This is a genomic window from Pseudomonas sp. FSL W7-0098 (assembly GCF_005930585.1).
Taxonomy (GTDB): Bacteria; Pseudomonadota; Gammaproteobacteria; order Pseudomonadales; family Pseudomonadaceae; genus Aquipseudomonas; species Aquipseudomonas bubulae.
In genome coordinates, this window is the sequence record NZ_RXHW01000012.1 from 122,555 (window position 1) to 141,640 (window position 19,086).

Annotated in this window: 9 protein-coding genes; 4 read left to right on the forward strand and 5 right to left on the reverse strand. The window is 58.5% G+C overall.

Going from position 1 to position 19,086, the window contains the following annotated elements:
- Window positions 1-45: 45 nt before the first annotated feature.
- Complete coding sequence (locus tag FHL07_RS20480; protein WP_095002817.1) at window positions 46-342, reverse strand: BolA family protein; 297 nt, start codon at window positions 340-342, stop codon at window positions 46-48.
- A gap of 11 nt (window positions 343-353) precedes the next feature.
- A complete protein-coding gene (locus tag FHL07_RS20485) occupies window positions 354-869 on the reverse strand; it encodes a DUF2059 domain-containing protein (protein WP_095002818.1) in 516 nt (171 codons plus the stop codon).
- 192 nt (window positions 870-1,061) lie between these two features.
- Between FHL07_RS20485 and FHL07_RS20490 the strand changes: the two genes are divergently transcribed.
- Window positions 1,062-2,456, forward strand: a complete 1,395-nt coding sequence (locus FHL07_RS20490; RefSeq protein WP_095002819.1) for a class II fumarate hydratase — start codon at window positions 1,062-1,064, stop codon at window positions 2,454-2,456.
- Window positions 2,457-2,464: 8 nt separating this feature from the next.
- On the opposite strand, the gene FHL07_RS20495 is transcribed toward FHL07_RS20490, so the two are convergent.
- Window positions 2,465-6,643, reverse strand: coding sequence for a dermonecrotic toxin domain-containing protein (locus tag FHL07_RS20495; protein ID WP_138738857.1), 4,179 nt, complete (start codon window positions 6,641-6,643; stop codon window positions 2,465-2,467).
- 135 nt (window positions 6,644-6,778) lie between these two features.
- On the reverse strand, window positions 6,779-8,296 hold the full coding sequence (gene pap / locus FHL07_RS20500) for a polyphosphate:AMP phosphotransferase (RefSeq protein ID WP_095002821.1): 1,518 nt from the start codon (window positions 8,294-8,296) through the stop codon (window positions 6,779-6,781).
- Window positions 8,297-8,435: 139 nt separating this feature from the next.
- On the opposite strand from pap, the gene mnmC reads away from it, so the two are divergent.
- Window positions 8,436-10,415 carry a bifunctional tRNA (5-methylaminomethyl-2-thiouridine)(34)-methyltransferase MnmD/FAD-dependent 5-carboxymethylaminomethyl-2-thiouridine(34) oxidoreductase MnmC gene (gene mnmC, locus FHL07_RS20505; protein WP_130871746.1) on the forward strand — a complete coding sequence of 660 codons (1,980 nt, stop codon included), beginning with the start codon at window positions 8,436-8,438 and terminating at the stop codon, window positions 10,413-10,415.
- Here the strand turns inward: mnmC and FHL07_RS20510 are convergent.
- Complete coding sequence (locus FHL07_RS20510; protein WP_138738858.1) at window positions 10,402-15,216, reverse strand: NEL-type E3 ubiquitin ligase domain-containing protein; 4,815 nt, start codon at window positions 15,214-15,216, stop codon at window positions 10,402-10,404. The genes mnmC and FHL07_RS20510 overlap by 14 nt on opposite strands.
- A 343-nt stretch (window positions 15,217-15,559) precedes the next feature.
- Between FHL07_RS20510 and FHL07_RS20515 the strand changes: the two genes are divergently transcribed.
- Both FHL07_RS20515 and ngg read left to right on the forward strand, forming a co-directional pair.
- Window positions 15,560-17,332 carry an N-acetylglutaminylglutamine amidotransferase gene (locus tag FHL07_RS20515; protein WP_138738859.1) on the forward strand — a complete coding sequence of 591 codons (1,773 nt, stop codon included), beginning with the start codon at window positions 15,560-15,562 and terminating at the stop codon, window positions 17,330-17,332.
- A 3-nt stretch (window positions 17,333-17,335) separates the two neighbouring features.
- On the forward strand, window positions 17,336-19,081 hold the full coding sequence (gene ngg / locus FHL07_RS20520; protein WP_095031737.1) for an N-acetylglutaminylglutamine synthetase: 1,746 nt from the start codon (window positions 17,336-17,338) through the stop codon (window positions 19,079-19,081).
- Window positions 19,082-19,086 lie beyond the last annotated feature (5 nt).

The window sequence follows — 19,086 nt, forward strand, 5'->3', positions numbered from 1 at the left end:
CGGCGCGTTGCGGATTCTAACAAAAAGCAGGCGGATTACGCCAACTCAGTGCCCACCGCCAGCACAGGTCGGCGATGCCGGGGCCGTGCCGATTTTCGCCCATTCCTCAGGCGTGTACGTGTGCAAAGCCAGCGCATGGAACTCGCCCATCAGGTCACCCAGGGTGGCATAGACCTTTTGATGACGCTTGACGCTGTTGAGCCCGGCGAACTGCTCGCTGACCACCACTGCCTTGAAGTGGGTCTGCAACCCACGACTGTGCATATGGCTTTCATCCAGCACGCTCAGGTGCTCGGGTTGCAGAGCGCCTAGCGCCGCTTCAATACGCTGTTGCATGCTCATTCAGGCTCCGCTTACTTCTTTTTGGCCGGGGCCGCTTTTGGCTCCAGCTCGGCTGTCATGTCTTCTAGCAGCTTGTTGACAACCGGCACTGCACTTTCCAGTTTGGCCTGGGTCATTTGTGCCGATTGCTGGGTCAGTTGCGGCATTTTTTCCAGCACTTTCTTGCCCAGAGGCGACTGGTAGAACGCTACCAGGTCCTTGAGCTCAGACTCGGTGAAATTGGTGGTGTAGAGCTTGACCATGTCCGGCTTCAGCTTGTTCCAGCCAATGGCTTGATCCAGAGCGGTGTTGGCTTTGGCCTGGTAAGTTTCCAGCAGGGCTTTCTTGGAGGCTGGTGCTTTGGTTTGCTCGAAACGCTGAGCGAACATTTGCTGCACTTGCATATACACCGGGGTACCCAGCTTATCGGCATGTGCCAGTTTCAGGAACGTTTCAGCACTGGCAGCGTGGCTAGCTGCATCGGCGAAAACCTGGCCGCTGGCGCAAACCAGAGCTACCGCTGTACAGATGGCGCGAAGACGGGTCATCGAGTTTCCTTTTCTAGCAAGCGAGGTTTAACCCCAAGGGCGGCCATTCTGCGCCTAATAAAGTGTGTCACTCAACCCCGACACTGATAGACGTTCTCATCAGCCGACCAAAAGCACCGAAAACGCAAGATTGAACCCTTAGTGTGAATCAACGCCTAAGCTGTCAGGTCAGACTTCAAGGAGAAAGAGCCGATGAGCCGTATCGAAACCGACAGCCTGGGTGAAGTAAGCGTGGCCGATGAGGCTTATTGGGGGGCGCAGACACAGCGGTCACTGATCAACTTTGCCATCGGCAACGAAAAAATGCCGCTGGCGGTTCTGCATGCCCTGGTCTTGATCAAAAAGGCTGCCTCGCGGGTCAATGACCGCAACGGTGATTTGCCTGCCGATATCGCCCGCCTGATCGAACAGGCCGCCGATGAAGTGCTCAACGGTGAACACGACGACCAGTTCCCGCTGGTGGTGTGGCAGACAGGCAGCGGTACACAGAGCAACATGAACGCCAACGAAGTGATTGCAGGACGCGCCAATGAACTGGCGGGCAAAGGCCGTGGCGGCAAGTCGCCAGTCCACCCCAATGACCATGTCAACCGCTCGCAAAGCTCCAACGACTGCTTCCCCACCGCCATGCATATCGCCGCTGCCAAGGCTGTGCACAATCATTTGCTGCCCGCGATCAATGAACTGGCAGGAGGCCTGGCCGAGTTGTCGGCACGGCATATGAAACTGGTCAAGACCGGCCGCACCCATATGATGGACGCCACGCCGATCACCTTCGGCCAGGAGCTGTCAGCCTATATCGCGCAGCTGGACTACGCCGAGCAAGCCATACGTTCGGCCTTGCCCGCAGTGTGTGAGCTGGCACAGGGGGGTACCGCAGTGGGCACCGGGCTGAATGCACCCCACGGTTTTGCCGAAGCGATTGCTGCTGAACTGGCTGCGTTATCTGGCCTGCCATTTGTCACCGCGCCGAATAAATTTGCCGCGCTGGCCGGCCACGAGCCCTTGACCACCCTGTCAGGCGCCCTCAAAACCCTGGCCGTGACCCTCATGAAACTGGCCAATGACTTCCGCCTGCTGGGTTCCGGCCCCCGCGCCGGGCTGGCCGAAATCAAACTGCCCGCCAATGAGCCGGGCAGTTCGATCATGCCGGGCAAGGTCAATCCGACCCAGTGCGAAGCCTTGTCGATGCTGGCGTGCCAGGTGATGGGCAACGATGTTGCCATCGGCTTTGCTGCAAGCCAGGGGCATTTGCAACTGAACGTCTATAAACCGGTGATCATTCACAACCTGCTGCAATCCATCCAGTTGCTGGGAGACGGTTGCAGCAACTTTTTCAAACACTGCGTCACCGGCCTTGAGGTCGATGCTGCCAAAATGGCCGAACACCTGGAGCGCGGCCTGATGCTGGTGACCGCACTCAACCCCCATATCGGCTATGACAAGTCAGCCGAGATTGCCAAAAAGGCCTACGCCGAAGGTTTGACCCTGCGCGAAGCAGCACTGGAACTGGGCTACCTCACGGACGCCGAGTTTGACCAGTGGGTTCGTCCTGAAAACATGCTGGGCGCGGGCAAGCACGGCTAGACGGTTTTTTACAATCCTGGGCCCGGGGTTGCAACCTTGAACACCATCACTTCCTTGTCGGGGGTGATGGTGCCAACCAGTTTGAACAAGCGGCCATCTGCCCTGGCTTGCTGTACTGCCACAGCTGCAGGATTGAATGGCACTTCCTCCAGGGATTTTCGCACGACGATATCGACCCATTCATCAGACATCATGACTAGTTTGCTCGCGGATCCACGATCAAAAAATACATGCCCCCAGGTGTTGCCGGTGGCCCGTATATGCCTGACTTCCATCAGATACAGATCACCGTTGGGACCACGTAGCACCATACCGAAACCGGCAGCCCCCACTTTGTAGCGACCGCCATCAAGTAATGTGTAACCACGCTTTTTCAAGACCAACTGCATGACGCTTTTGGCCAGAGTGTTTCTCATATTAAACGTAGAGATCAATCCGGCACGCATTGCTGCATAGTTGTCAATAAGGGCGGCAACCTCCACATCCAGATCGCGGATCGACATATGACTGCGCAATTGACGCACGGCATCAATGTTGTAATACCTTCCGGATGTCGTCGGGAATACCGAGCGCATACCCTGCAGTTCGTCATAGACCGGTGCCCAGATCGGCAGGGGCTGCTTGTTGGCCATGGCCGTCAAGGCTTCGTCCAGCCTGCCCACCGGGAATTGCTTGCGGCGCAGGCTCTGCTCACACAGACGCTCCAGCTCCAGCACATCAGGTGCCCGTATCACCTGTGTGTCGACAGACTGGATGATCTGGCGCGTGTAGTTGCGCAAAAATGCATAGACTTCGTGGTCAAGACCAGTTGCAGGCAAGTCAAGCGCCTGGCGCACCAGGGCCTCCAGACTGGGATGTTCTCCGAGCCTTGGCATCAGGTGCCAGTTGCTGATGACCAACCGTTGTGTGACCGGATCAAATACCCCATCACTTTCGATAAACAGCGTGCTGCTACCCTCATCACCCGTGCGCACCACTTTCCAGGAAAACTGCTCAGTATCCAGTTGCACCCGATAGAACTTGTTGTCCATAAAGACAAAATCTTCGGCGACTTCTTCAAACAGATCGCTACCGGAGACTAGAGGCTGATCGGTGAGGCGATATACCCCTTCGGGCGTTAATACACCCTGAGCCTGCAGTCGGGTCGGATCAGCAGGATCAATACGATAGATTCCAAAATTGCCTGCACTATCAAGTTCGCTGGAAACAAACAAATCCCGATGGCCGATAACCACCCTGTCCATCGACTCGACGCCTTGAGGATGTACGGCAGGAATTGGCGCCGGGGTAACCGCGGCCGTCACAGCGTATCCATCAGGAACCTTGCGCGTGGATGTAACGGGGGTTGAATCAACAATCAGCTCTTCCAGCTCCGGAAACGGCGCCCCTCCCTTGCCCCCGACATCGGCGTGATACTCCCAGCGCCCCCGTGCATCCATCCTGATCGGCGGTTCATAGTTCTTGGGCGGGCGCGCCTTGAGGCGAAGGGTTTTCTCACCTGAGCGACGATACACTTCGTACACTTTTTCATCGATCTGAATGTACATCTTGTTATTCAAGAGATAGACATTTTCGTTTTTCCCCCTGAGCCTCACGGCGTCATAGAGCGGGACTTTGACCTCATAGCCCTCGAATGCCTTGGTACGCCAGGGCTTGCGGGAAGTGACAGACGGCAATAGATCCTTCAGGCGTTTTTTCTGCAACGATTTACTGGCTCTCCACCCTGCGTCATATAGGGTTGCTACGGCCTTGGTCACCGTTTCATCCAGGCTGCCCAGCACTGCGCTTACTGCTCTGGGGCGCGCCACCAGAGGTGCGAGCGTAAGAACCGCCTCGCCCAAATTAAGCGCGGCAGAGAAAGCCAGCCACGCTCCCGCCTTGTAATCGCCTCGGGCAAACGCACTGATGGCCGCAGATGCGTCATTCCAGCCGTCATAGACACCAATGGTTGTGCCAATACCCGGAATAACCGACAGGCCAATCTTTATGTAGCTCAGATCCCGCTGCGCAATACGCTCCATCTGACGGCGCTCGATATCCAGCGCCGATCTGGAGGAACCATAGACCTGCTCCTTGAGCCGCCCCATGCGTGCCAGGTACTGCATGTCAGTCAGCGACACATGGGACGCCTTGACCGGGTCAATCACGAGAAAACCGTAAGTTCCGACACGCAAAATGGCATTGATGTTCTGAATATTCCGCGCAACGCTCGAACCGGTCTCTGTACTGTTTGCGAAGTAGGTGAGCAGCTCCCTGTTGAGCAGCACATGATTGGAGAGACGTTCAATCAGATGCTGGAACCCGGAACCTTCGAAGAACTTCTGATTACCCGGAGCGCCCGCCAGATACATCAGCGCCAGCCCCGAGGTTTTGTCATGCACCACAGACACCCCGATCAAGGCTTGTTCGGTATAGGAACTGTCCCCCCGGTCTGGTGAGCGTAACCAGGTATAACGGTATTCGATGTCGAATTCGGCGTCAGGTTTGTGATTACCATTGCCGGGTGCGGTCGCTGCCTGCGCCAGCCTGTACCCCCGCTCTGACAGGTGGCTGCGCTGACGTGCGACCCAGGCCTCAAGGTTGATGGCTTGCCTGAACACTCCCAGTCGCCTGGCAATATCGGGAGCTCCGGGCTGGCTACCCCCTACTGTGCGACCCAGAAAAGCACGGGTGATCCTCATGCTGTAAAGCATGGCAACATCCAGATCCGGAATGGTTTTGAGCAGATACTTAAGGTCAATACCCAGCGCCTTGGTATCCACGCCATCCAGAGTGAAGTAGCTGTGCTTGAGACGCAGCATCTGCTGTTCGTCATTCACATCAATATTCTTGCGAGCAAGCTCGGACAAGCTGAAGGTGTGACGCGCAAGACTGACGTCATCCCAGGTTGAAAAGCCGGTGATCGCTATGCTTTCCGACGTATCGCCCGCCAGATGCGGACGCTCGGCCCTCTCGCTCGTTTGCAACACCTCAACGATGACCCGATCGGGCATATCGACCCTGACCGCATCCGGATCGATATCTCGTTTTAAATCGGCCTTGAGCCGCTCAGCCAGCTTATCGCGGGTAAACACCTCGAATGACGGCAGATGACGGTTAAGATCGTCCTCCAGCCAAAGGGCATTACGTGCGTAAACCACAAGTCCCTTGGCATATTCGGCCCGCTCTTCGACCGATGCCCGCAGCAACCAGTCCGGCAAGTCCTGCGTAGCCTGTGCCGTACGCAATTGTTCCGCCACAAGGTCAATGCCCTGTTCACGGGCCTCATTGCCCGGTGCCAGCAGGTTTTGTGCGGTTTCCAGACGCAAGCGCTCAAGAGACTGCGCAACCGTCGATTCGCTGTACAACAACTGGCCCCTGGCTATAAGCGAAGCAATTTCTTTATAACCGGCGATTTGATCCTCAACCCCCAGACTGAAGGCATGACCATCTAGCACACGCAGGATAACGGGGCTTTCAGTACCCTCGAGCATTATCGCTGCCCGAGCAGCAGCGCGGTTTTTCAGCGAAACATGGCCGAGCCAGAACCCGTCCGGATCGGCCCGAACGCTGCGGGCCAGTTGGGTCTTGAGCTGAGCCACGGAAGTGAATGCGTGCAAACCGCCCGCATTGCCCGGAACGAACAGAAATACGGGCCCCGGATGTTGATGGTCATCAAGCGCAGGCTGACGAGTTATCACCATCGCCCCCTGCAGCAAATAAGAGCGTTGCGAGGTGCCCAGGGACAGGTCGCAAACGCAGCTGACACTTTGCCCGCGGAGTGAAGACCAGGGTTCGCTGACAACTTCTTTTATCTGTTGATACGCAGATTCGCTCAACCGGCCTTCATACACTTGCAACTGTGCTTCGGCCAGCAAGCTGCGCGACCTGCCCGTAGACAAACGCTGCAACAGACTAAGCCCGCCGGCATCCAGCCGGGTCCAGAAGTCGGTGCCCTGAGACTCGGCCCCCTCGAGCAGCCTGTCCGTTGCCTGTTGAGTTTCGGCACACTGGGTCAGAGCCTGCTCATGAGTATCCCGGTAAGCGGCCAAGCGAGTCATCGCCTGATCAGCAGTGCCTATAAATGACTGCAGGCTTGCTTCGTAGCGTGAGACTTTTCGCTCTCGCAGAGTACCGGGCAAATTGATAGACAGGCTGCCAAATGAAAGGTACTGGTCAGCGTTAAGGGTGTGGCTGTTTTCGGACATGAAAGCGTTCATCCCAAGTGATCGACAGTCACCTGATCTGAACAGAAACCCGGAGTGCATCAGTGGTAGATATATAGTCGCAGGCTAACCCCGTGTTGCCGCGCACAAGCGAAGCACCACAGGGTAAGTGCCGTGTTACTTCTTCTTGCGCTTTTTTTCCTGCCTGTCGCGTTTCTCGAAGGCTGCTTCCAGAGCCTCGTTGATCGTGCGTAGCACCTTTACCCGTGCCCAGCGCTTGTCATTGGCTTCAACCAGGGTCCAGGGCGAGATTTCGGTGCTGGTGCGATCCACCATGTCGCATACCGCACTGCGGTACACATCCCACTTTTCGCGATTACGCCAATCTTCCTCGGTAATCTTGAAGCGTTTGAACGGGATTTCTTCACGCTCCTGAAAACGCTCAAGCTGGGTATCCTTGTCGATTGCCAGCCAGAATTTGACGACAATCGCGCCTGCTGCCGTAAGTTGTTCTTCGAAATCGTTGATTTCGCCATAAGCGCGCATCCAGTCCGCTTTCGTGCAAAAACCCTCGACCCGTTCAACCAGCACCCGGCCATACCAGGAGCGGTCAAAAATGGTGAATTTGCCCCGCGCCGGTATATGTCGCCAAAAACGCCAAAGATAAGGTTGTGCTCGCTCATCCTCGGAAGGCGCAGCAATAGGCACAATGATGTACTGACGCGGGTCCAGCGCTGCCGCCACCCGCCGGATAGAGCCGCCTTTGCCTGCGGCATCATTGCCTTCAAATACGGCAATCAATGAATGCCGGCGCATCCGTTTGTCACGCATCAGGCCCGATAGACGCGCCTGCTCAGTGATCAATTGCTCCTGGTAATCCTCTTTTTCAAGATGCCGGGTCAGGTCCAGGCAATCGAGCAGGGTCAATTCGCCTTGCTTGTCCGGTAACGGCGGCACACCCGCCGGGCGGGCTGCAACCTTGGGGGTATGCAACGCCGCCTGCAACCCTTCAAGAAGGATTTTGCCCACAGTCAGACTGCGGTAATAGGGGTCAATACCTTCGACGATATTCCACGGTGCGTAATCACGACTGGTGCGGCGGATCGCCCGCTCGCCATAGCGTACGAACTTGTCATAAGTTTTGGACTGCTGCCAGTCCAGCGGGCTGATGCGCCAGCTGTGCAATGGGTCATCCTTGAGGGTTTGCAGGCGTTCCTTCATTTGTTTTTTGGACAGGTGGAACCAGAACTTGAAGATCACTGCGCCCTCATTGCACAGCATCTTTTCCAGACGTTCGGCGCCCGTGATCGCCTGATCAAGCACGGCATTCTTGAACAGGCCGTGAACCCGGCCCTGGAGCATCTGGCTGTACCAATTGCCAAAAAACACGCCCATCCGCCCCTTGGCGGGCAATTGACGCCAGTAACGCCAGGCCGGCGGATGAGCCAGCTCTTCATCGGTCTGGCTATCAAAAGTCCGCACTTCGATCAGGCGCGGATCCATCCATTCACTAAGCAGTTTGACCGTTTCACCCTTGCCGGCGCCTTCAATGCCATTGATCAGCACAATGACCGAAGCACGCTTTTGCTGATGGAGCTCAAACTGGGCTTCAAGCAACGCTTCACGTAAAGCGGGGGCTTCCCTGTCGTAGGTTTCTTTATCGATGAAATGGCCGATTTCAGCTGATTCGAACATGGAATGCTCCCTGGCAAGATGAACCAAGCCTAGCGGATTGCTCTGCAATATGCAGGAAGAAACCGAGCAAACCTGTCATGGATCAGTCCCGGCCTGACTGATCGGCTAGAATGGCTGCCTTGCCGTTGCCGAGCCACACATGACTACTGAAACTGCCAATGCCCAGATCGACTGGGATGACCAAGGTCGCCCCCATTCACGGGTGTTTGATGACGTGTATTTTTCGGACAAGTCGGGGCTTGAAGAAACCCGCTATGTCTTTATCGAACAGAACGCCCTTGCAGAGCGTTTCGCCGCCCTGCCCGCTGACGGCCATCTGGTTATTGGCGAAACCGGTTTCGGCACCGGGCTGAATTTTTTGTGCGCGTGGCAGCTGTTCGAGCAACATGCCCACCCCGATGCGCGCCTGCAGTTCATCAGCGTCGAAAAATACCCGCTGACCCGCAACGACCTGCAACGCGCGCTGGCCCTGTGGCCGGAGCTGACGCCCCTCAGCGAACAATTGCTGGCCGTGTATTTTGCAATCCATCCGGGCTTTCAGACCCTGACCCTGGCCGATGGCCGGGTCACGCTCACGTTATTGATCGGCGATGCACTTGAACAGTTGCCGCAACTCGACGCCAAAGTTGATGCATGGTTTCTAGACGGTTTTGCCCCGGCGAAAAACCCCGACATGTGGACCCCGGAACTGTTCGCGCAATTGGCACGCCTGGCGGCACCCGATTCGACAATCAGCACATTCACCAGCACCGGCTGGGTACGCCGCGCACTGAATGACGCCGGATTCAAGATGCGCCGCACGCCAGGCATAGGCCATAAGTGGGAAATCCTGCGCGGCACCTTTGTCGGCTTGCCGGACACCGCTTCAACAGCACCCACAGTCAAACCCTGGTTTGCCCGCCCGCCCCGGGTCAAAGGCCCGCGTACAGCACTGGTCATCGGTGGCGGCCTGTCGGGTTGCGCCAGCGCCAATAGCCTGGCCCGCCGCGGCTGGACGGTGATATTGCTGGAGCGCCACGAAAGACTGGCCAAGGAAGCGTCGGGCAACCCGCAAGGCGTTCTGTACCTCAAGCTCTCGGCACACGGTACGACTTTGTCGCAGATGATCGTCAGCGGCTTTGGCTACACCCGTCGTCTGCTGGAACACCTGCAGCGCGGGCGCGACTGGGATGATTGCGGGGTCCTGCAATTGGCTTTCAACGCCAAGGAAGCCGCACGACAGGCCCAACTGGCCGCAGCCTTTCCCCCGGCGCTGGTGCATCTGCTTGACCAACCCCAGGCACAAGCCCTGGCCGGGATCGAACTGGCCCACGGCGGCCTGTTCTACCCCGAAGGCGGCTGGGTTCACCCTCCAGCGCTTTGCCACTACCAGGCCCTGCACCCCAAGGTTCGGGTGCTGACCCACCATGACATTTTGCAACTGCACAAGGTCAATGAGCAATGGCAGGCGTGCCACAACGACCAGGTACTGGCCAGCGCTCCGGTTGTCATTCTGGCTGGCGCTGCCGAGGTCAAGCGCTTCCCGGCCAGCAGCGGCCTGCCACTCAAACGGATTCGCGGGCAAATCACTCAACTGGTAGAAACCCCTGCCAGCGCCGTATTGAAAACCGTAGTGTGTGCCGAGGGCTATGTGGCTCCTGGCCGCCTCGGTGAGCACACGCTGGGCGCCAGCTTCGACTTTGATAACGAAGACCTGACCACCACCCCGCAGGGGCATCAAGGTAACCTCGAGCTGCTCGAGGAAATCTCACCGGACCTGGCCCATCGGCTCGGTGACGAACAACTCAACCCTGACACCCTGCGTGGATGGGCAGCGTTCCGCTGCACCAGCCCGGACTACTTGCCAATTGTAGGCCCGCTCGCGGATCCGGAGCAGTTCGCCAGCGCCTATGGCGTGTTGCGCAAGGATGCCCGACAGGTGCCTGACGTCCCCTGCCCGTGGCTTGATGGCTTGTACGTCAACAGCGGCCACGGCTCTCGCGGGCTCATCACCGCACCCCTGTCTGGCGAAATACTCGCCGCCTGGATCAACGATGAACCCCTGCCCGTATCCAGAGCAGTGGCCGAAGCCTGCCTGCCGAACCGGTTCGGGCTGCGGGCCCTGATCAAAGGGCTGTAGAGGGCGACCCCTCAAGGGACTTGGGCGCCAGCAGCGCCTCGGTCTTTTGCAGGCTCCAGACATCGACAGCCGCGTCCATCTGATGGCGAACTTCGCTGACCTCGCGCAGATAGCGCTCACTGTTCATTTCTGGAGATCTTTTAAGCAAGTTGCTTAACGCCTCGAAGTACGGCTCGGTCAGCGCGCCATATTGCGTCCTGTGGGTACGTATCAAGTACTCCCGCCAAAACTGGCGGGTGCTGATAAAGATGTTCAGCGAGGCCGTTTTCTCGGCCTTTTCGACTTCCAGCCGCGCAATGTCCAGATCTGCCTGAGTCACCCCGGCCAGTGATTTAAACGCCATGCTTTCAGGTTGCCCCGGCAGCTCAAGGGCTCGCGCCAGGCCCACACGGTAAGCCAGGTGCATCTCAAGCTCGTCCGGTGCCGGGCCTGCCCCCTCAAGGCGTAACAAAAAGTGCTCGTGGGCGATTCTGGCGAGCCTGTCGAGCCTGAAAAGCCCTTTGCCCAGAGTCAGCAGTTGCTGCTTCTGAGGCGAGCCCGCGCCTGAAAGCCCGGACAGTTCCATTTGCACTTCCATCTCGCTGAACGTAAAAGCCACACTGTCTGTACAGCTACGCGGCGAAGCCGCAATATCCAGCACATCACGGCGCAAGGAGGAGCTCTCGTTGGCCGCTTCAATCATTTCCCAGACACGTCGGCTGAAATCCTGACGCACTTCATGGGCGTCCGCAGTCGATGTCAAACGGCTGAGCACCGTAAAAAAATCGTCTGAAGCCGCATCGGCTCGCAAGCTGTTCCATAACAGCTCTCTTCTTCGCAATTCCTGAGCGGTAATACCCGCCGTCCAGAACTCGAACGCCGCCGCCTCGCTCATCAACTGTTCGCTGTTGATGCCCATGCTGCTGCCACCCTGCATGGCATAGCGGGCCAGACGCAGGCGGCTGGTGGCGGACAACGGGTTGCCGGCCAGGGAAATATTGCGCGTCACAGTGGGTGAGGCCTGATAGACATGTTCAGGTATGTCGATAATACGGTTTTCCCGCAGATCGGCCGACTCAAGAAACGGGCGGGATATCAGGTCTTGCGGCCATTGGTCGATCCAGGTACGACGCAAATAGACCCGACGCAAAAAACCCAGATTACTGAGGCTAAGGTTCGGACCCAGCAGGTTGTCATTGAGGTTGAGCACTTGCAGCTTGCCCAGCGAGTTCAATACCGACAGGTTGCCCGGGTTCAGATACAACAGGTTACGGGCCAGGGACAAACGCTGCAGATTGGGCATGCGCTCCAACTGCCTGGGCAGGTTGACCATGCGATTGTTATCCATTTCAAGGGCAACCAGCCCGCTGAAATGTTCAAGGAATGCATTGGCCGTGTCCCGGCAATTCATGTTGCTGAGTTTCAATTCCCGCACATGGCTGAAGTCGGCAATGGCTGGCAGATCCGGAAAGTTGCCCAATCGAAAGCCGTCCAGGCTCAGGCTGTGCAACTCTTCGTTGTGAGCCCAGGGAATATGAGCGGGGTTTTTACGCCAGCAACGCTCAATCAGCCCTGCAGCCTGATATCGGTTCTCGGGGTAGTCATATAGGGTATCGGTCGGAACAACTTCACCCGGAGTGGCATCGATCCAGGCTTGCAGGCTCGTTAGCAAGGCCCTTCTCTCGCGCTTGCGCTCACGCAGGATATTGAGCGGTTCAAGCCCCCGCTCGACCAGGGTGTCGAGGTATTCAATGACTTGCTCATCTTCAAAGTCGGAGTAAATCCTGCGCACACGGCGCTGCAATTCCCAGGAGTGCTCACCGGATGTCATTCCGCACAGGGGGTAGCCCACCTGACCATCTGCCAGGGTAATCGGCGGTTTGAACCCCGGTTTGATCGGCTGTATGCGCAACACCTGGGCGGACTCCTGACGGGCATTGGCCGCCCGCTTTGCCAGGGCCGCATTGAACGCCGGGGCATCCGTGTTTGCAGCAAAGCCCATGGCATCGCGCTCAAGATCGGTCAGGGATTCAAACACGGCAGTGGATAATGGCAGAGGACCGCCAGGCGCAAGCAAATGGACATGACCGCGAGGCCGGTAACGCTCGTAGCCCCGCAGCGTTTTGACCAGCACGTGCGGTGGGGTCGTCTGTACGCCGCCCCAATAATGAGTCATGGCGCCTGAAATCGAATCTTTGCGAATCTCCAGCGCCTTGTCAGCAGGCCAGCCGGGCAGTTGATCCAGATAATGCAAGGCCAGCCGCTCAGTGTCGTCATTGGCCTGATGCTCAAGATAAAAACCTTCGATCGCCCGGTTTATCCTGGCCTCACGCAGGTGCATGCGCGCCAGCTCGGCCAGTTCCAGAGGCACCCTGTCCCTGCGCAAATGTTCAAGCTGCGGATTACTGGCCGACTCGACCAACGCTTGCGCTACCGTACGGGGCAACCCCGGAAAGTCACGTTCGATGGGCAAAGCTTCTGCCGCAGACGAGATATTGAAAAGCCCATACAACCTCTCGAAGACCTGACGTTTGTTGTCCCGCGCATGACTGCCCAATACCAGGGCCAGTCTGCGGGCCAGTGCCCCCGGAGCAGGCAGGTCATTGCCCAGCAGTGCCCTGACCTGTGAGTCGGACAAGGCCGCAAGAACAGCATCCAGCAACTTGCCTTGTTCAACGACAGAGCTTGTCAGGTTGATATGGGACGTAGCCGGCCACATCACACTGGCATAGTGCGCAAGGCGGTTTCCCGTATCGTCGGCAACCGTCAACACCTTGCCCGCTGGCCATTTCGGCAATGCCGGCAAGAGCTGTAATTGCAGCTCGCTCCAGCGCCGGGAGGCATACTGGTCGGTACTCATCTGTGCGACAAAGGTGTCGATAAGCTGGTTGATTTCAAAGCGCTTGAGGCTGACTTTCAGCAAGGAAGGCGGCGCCAGACTTTCCAGATGCATGCGGCGCAGGACGCCCGGTGCGGTGTCAGTCAGTTCCCGAATCCGTTCCAGTGTCTGCCTGTCCAGTGCTGCTGTTGCCGACCCCAACCGGCCCAGCAGCGTCGCACTGTCTTGCCACTCCAGTGGCCGCTCATGGGCATGCTGCCAGGCCCCTTCGTTGTTATGTAGCAAGGCAGGCTTGAAAACATCGGCCCTGCGCGGATGAGGTATGCGCCATTGCCTGCGCTCGCTGTCGAATTCGACAGGATAGTGCTTGCCGTCCACGTCTACATACTGCCTGCCATGAAGGCTGAGTAAACCTTGGGCATCAGCTGTATAGCGATGCTCGCCCATTACTTTATGCTCGTAGTGCTGCAGGTTTTTATTCCATAACCGGGTGGTGCCATCATCACGACTGACGGGTTGATGGCCTTCAAAGTGCGCCCGGGTGGCTGCGCTCAAACGACTGGCAGCGGCTTTGACAGCTCCCAGCCCGACCACTACCCCTGCGTTGACGGCCAGATCCGTGGCGACATTGAGCAAGTGCTCGCGAGCATGGTCAACATCGCCCTGGGCCCAGTCTTCCACCCCCTCATAGACTTCTTTGAGCATCTCCCCAATGGCCACCGCCAGCATCAGATCGCCCAGCACCGGCACAAAAAGGGCCGCGACGTTTACCAGAAACAACCCTGCCGTTTTGTACATCTGCCAGCGCTCTTCGCGTTCGCGCTCGTCCAGCACGCCGGTGGGCACGGCCAGTTGCCGGGCATCGGCAAACATGTTCCTGAGCTGCACCGTGCACAGGTAATGCGCTGCGCTGATGGTCAGAGGGGTTGCGGTAAGGGCCAGATGCTCGGGCCTGCCAGCGACCTTTTGCATAAACAGCGGCCGTACATTCAAGGCGGTGAAGCGGGAGAAAAACCTGGCATACGCCGGATCCAGCAGGCGATGCTTCAACTCATCGGTGAATACCTGCAATGAACTGAACTCGAACAAGGGTGCCCGCGGGTCATTGGGGATATAGGCAATCAAGCGGTTGCCGGGGTGCAACAACAAGGTGTCGGAAGAGAAGACCACCACCCCGTCAATTGCCGTGTCCAGTATCGACAAGGAACTTGGCACCATCGGCTTGCCGTCCAGTTGCACCCCGTGCACCTGGGCAGTACTGGCGGGCAGAGCCAGGGCGGCAAGCAGTGTGGTATAGGCTGCCTGACTGATTTGTTTCTTGAGGTAGGCGACATGCGCGTCGACCGCCATGTCATGGGTTTTTAAAAGCCTGAGGTTCGACTCTGTCGCCAAATGCCTGGGCCCGGGAGTTCCCGACGCCGTAAGGCCCAAAGCGTGCTCCAGATACTGTTGATACTTGAGCCCCAGATCCAGCCTGCGGCATAGCGCGGCAAAGTGGCAGGGCTCAAGAGGGCTGATCTGCTGAGGATGGCCACCGTAGCGGATATGGCTTTGCGGATTAAAGCCGTTTGCAAGGGCCTCGTCGGCCGAAAAATTCTGCAGGGCTGCCCACAGCAGGGTTTTCGGCTCGTCATGCACCAGGTAATGGCGAACGGAACTGAACAACGTGATATTGGGGATCAGGTGAACATGCACCACCGCCAGATAGTCACGGTGAATATTCAGTGACGACCCGAACTCACGCCTGACCTCGGCTGCCAGCAATGCCCCGCAGTACACCTCGACACTTTGCAGCTCACCGAACTTCTTGCCGACCAGGCCATGATAGAAACGGCTACTGGCCATGGATGCATTCATGGCCGCAATGACCTGTGGATCAGCGCCCAACAACCATTTGGGCATATGGCTGTGGACCAGCTCCAGGGGTTCCAGGTCACTGAGCGTGGTGTCGCGAGCATCCAGCGGGGGCATATGGCGGGGCATATCCGGTCTTCTGCAGGTCAGAGAGCGCCTAACCTAACGTGGCGTCGCAGGGGATGTGACATAGATAAATAGTGCTCTTCAGCCAAAACCCTGCTGGCCTCCCAAGCCCCGACAAAACAACCACTTGTAACTTTTATTGAACGATCCGGGCACAGGTCACTCGATAAAACACGGTCATTTATGCCGGAGCGAGTGCCTTGTGCCTTGCACCGCAAGGGCTGGCGATGCAGTCAAAAACTGCATCGCCCTTTAAAACCGGGCCCAAAGCGCTACCAGGCGTCCTGCAAAGACGCTGACTCATCCCTGTAGCACCACATGCCGAAAGACCAAGGATTTACACACCATGTGCGGATTAGCTGGCGAGTTACGTTTTGATCAACACCCTGCCGACCTGGCAGCCATCGAACGCATCACCCACCACCTTGCACCACGTGGCCCCGATGCCTGGGGTTTTCACAGCCAGGGGCCGATAGCCCTGGGCCATCGCCGCCTGAAAATCATGGATTTGTCGGATGGTTCAGCCCAACCGATGATCGACAGCCAGCTGGGTTTGTCGCTGGCCTTCAACGGCGCGATCTATAACTTCCCCGAGCTGCGCGCCGAGCTTGAAGCCCTGGGCTACAGCTTTTATTCGGGTGGCGATACCGAAGTTCTGCTCAAGGGCTATCACGCCTGGGGCGAAGCGCTGCTGCCCAAGCTCAATGGCATGTTTGCCTTTGCCATCTGGGAACGCGATGCCCAGCGCCTGTTTCTGGCCCGCGATCGTCTGGGGGTCAAGCCGCTGTATCTGTCGCGTACCGGTGAGCGCTTGCGCTTTGCCTCGACCCTGCCGGCGCTGCTCAAGGGCGGTGATATCAGCCCCATGCTCGACCCGGTGGCGCTTAATCACTACCTGAATTTTCATGCCGTTGTACCAGCGCCACGCACGCTGATTGCCGGTATCGAAAAGCTGCCACCCGCGACCTGGTTGCGTATTGACGCCAATGGCCACACCGAGCAAAAAACCTGGTGGACCCTGCCCTACGGCCCCCGTGCCGATGAAGTCAATCTGACCCTGGAAGATTGGCGCGATCGTGTCCTCGACAGCACCCGCGAAGCCGTGGCTATCCGCCAACGGGCGGCGGTGGATGTCGGCGTGCTGCTCTCTGGCGGTGTCGACTCCAGTTTGTTGGTGGGGTTGTTGCGCGATGTGGGCGTACAGGATCTGTCGACTTTCTCCATCGGCTTTGAGGACGCAGGCGGCGAGCGCGGGGATGAATTCCAGTATTCGGATTTGATTGCCCGGCATTACGGCACGCGCCATCACCAACTGCGCATTGGCGAGCACGAAATCATCGAGCAACTGCCAGCGGCCTTCCGCGCCATGAGCGAGCCGATGGTCAGTCATGACTGCATCGCCTTTTATCTGTTGTCGCGTGAAGTGGCCAAGCATTGCAAGGTGGTGCAAAGCGGCCAGGGCGCTGACGAACTGTTTGCCGGCTATCACTGGTATCCACAAGTAGATGGCGCCAGCGATCCTTATGCCGCGTACCGCGAAGCCTTTTTCGACCGCAGTTACGACGAGTACAAGGCCACCGTCCAGCCACAATGGCTGACAGCCAATAACGCCGCTGGCGACTTTGTGCGTGAGCATTTCGCACAGCCGGGGGCCCAGGCCGGGGTGGACAAGGCCTTGCGCCTGGACAGCACCGTGATGCTGGTGGATGACCCGGTCAAACGGGTGGACAACATGACCATGGCCTGGGGCCTGGAAGCCCGCACGCCGTTTCTCGATTACCGCCTGGCCGAGCTGTCAGCGCGGATTCCAGCGCGCTTCAAACTGCCCGACGGCGGTAAGCAGGTACTCAAGGAAGCCGCACGACTGGTGATCCCCAGCGAAGTCATCGACCGCAAAAAAGGCTATTTCCCGGTGCCGGGGCTCAAGCACTTGCAGGGCAACACCCTCAACTGGGTGCGCGACCTGCTGCTGGACCCGAGCCAGGATCGCGGCCTGTTCCAGCCAGCCATGCTTGACCAGTTGCTGACCAACCCGCAAAGCCAGCTGACCCCCCTCAACGGCTCCAAGCTGTGGCAACTGGCCGCCCTGAACCTGTGGCTGAGCGAACAAGGAATCTGATCGATGAAACCTCTCGCTACGGCTTATAGCCAGCGTTTACTGCGTGGCCAGACGCCTTCCTATGAACGCCTGCAAGCCCGCTTTGCCGAGGATGGCAGCGAACTGAATGCCTGCCCCGTGGCCGTACACTGCGGCTGGGGCCGGCTGTTGATCGGGCATACCTTTCCCGATCCCTTCACCCTGGCCGAAGAGCTGCTCAACGAGCAGCCCGGCGAGCGCGATATTGCCCTGTATGTCGCCGCGCCCCAGCAGGTGCTGGCGCAGTCGCCGCAACAACTGTTTCTCGACCCATCGGATACGCTGCGCCTGTGGTTTACCGATTACCGCCAGGCCACCCGCGTGTTTCGCGGCTTCCGTATCCGCCGCGCACAAAGCGAGGCGGACTGGAACGCGATCAACACCCTGTACCTGTCACGCTCCATGCTGCCCATCGACCCGACCCTGCTGACCTCGCGCCACGACGGCGGCCCGGTGTACTGGATGGCCGAAGACGAGGACAGCGGCGCGGTGATCGGCAGTGTCATGGGCTTGAACCATCACACCGCATTCAACGACCCCGAAAACGGCAGCAGCCTCTGGTGCCTGGCGGTCGACCCGCTCTGTTCACGCCCGGGAGTGGGTGAAGTGCTGGTGCGGCATTTGGTCGAGCACTTTATGAGCCGCGGCCTGAGCTATCTCGATCTGTCGGTGCTGCATGACAATGCCCAGGCCAAGAACCTGTATGCCAAACTGGGGTTTCGCACACTGTCGACCTTTGCCATCAAGCGCAAGAACGGCATCAACCAGCCGCTGTTTCTGGGGCCTGGTCCCGAGGTCGGACTCAACCCCTATGCCAGCATCCTCGTTGAAGAAGCCTACAAACGTGGCATCGACGTGCAAATTGACGACGCGGCCGCCGGCCTGTTCACCCTTAGCCACGGCGGGCGACGGATTCGTTGCCGCGAGTCCCTCAGCGACCTGACCAGCGCCATCAGCATGAGCCTGTGCCAGGACAAGTGCCTGACCCACAAGGTGCTCAGCCAGGCCGGCCTGAACGTGCCGACCCAGCAACTGGCGGGCAATGCCGATGACAACCTGGCGTTTGTCGAAGAGCACGGCCGGGTGGTGGTCAAACCGGTGGATGGCGAGCAAGGCAATGGCGTAGCGGTGGACCTGGACAGCATCGAACAGGTGCAACAGGCCATCGAGGCAGCGCGGGCGTTCGACAGCCGGGTGCTGCTCGAGAGCTTTCACGAAGGCCTCGACCTGCGCATCGTGGTGATCGGCTTTGAGGTGGTGGCTGCCGCCATCCGCCGTCCCGCGCAAGTGATCGGCGACGGTCAGCACCGCATTCAGCGCCTGATCGAGGCGCAAAGCCGCCGACGCCAGGCCGCCACCGGTGGCGAAAGCCGAATCCCGCTGGACGCCGAAACCCTGCGCACCGTGCAGGCCGCAGGCTATGACTACGACAGCATCCTGCCTGCCGGGCAAGTACTGGCCGTGCGCCGCACCGCCAACCTGCACACCGGCGGCTGCCTGGAAGACGTCACCGCCGTGCTGCACCCGGTGCTGGCCGACGCCGCCATTCGCGCAGCCCGGGCCCTGGATATTCCGGTGGTGGGGCTCGACCTGATGGTGCCCGCCGCCGACCAACCCGACTATGTATTTATTGAAGCCAACGAACGCGCCGGGCTGGCCAACCATGAACCACAGCCCACCGCCGAGCGCTTTATCGATCTGTTGTTTCCCCACAGTCAGCCTGCTCAATAGCTGAC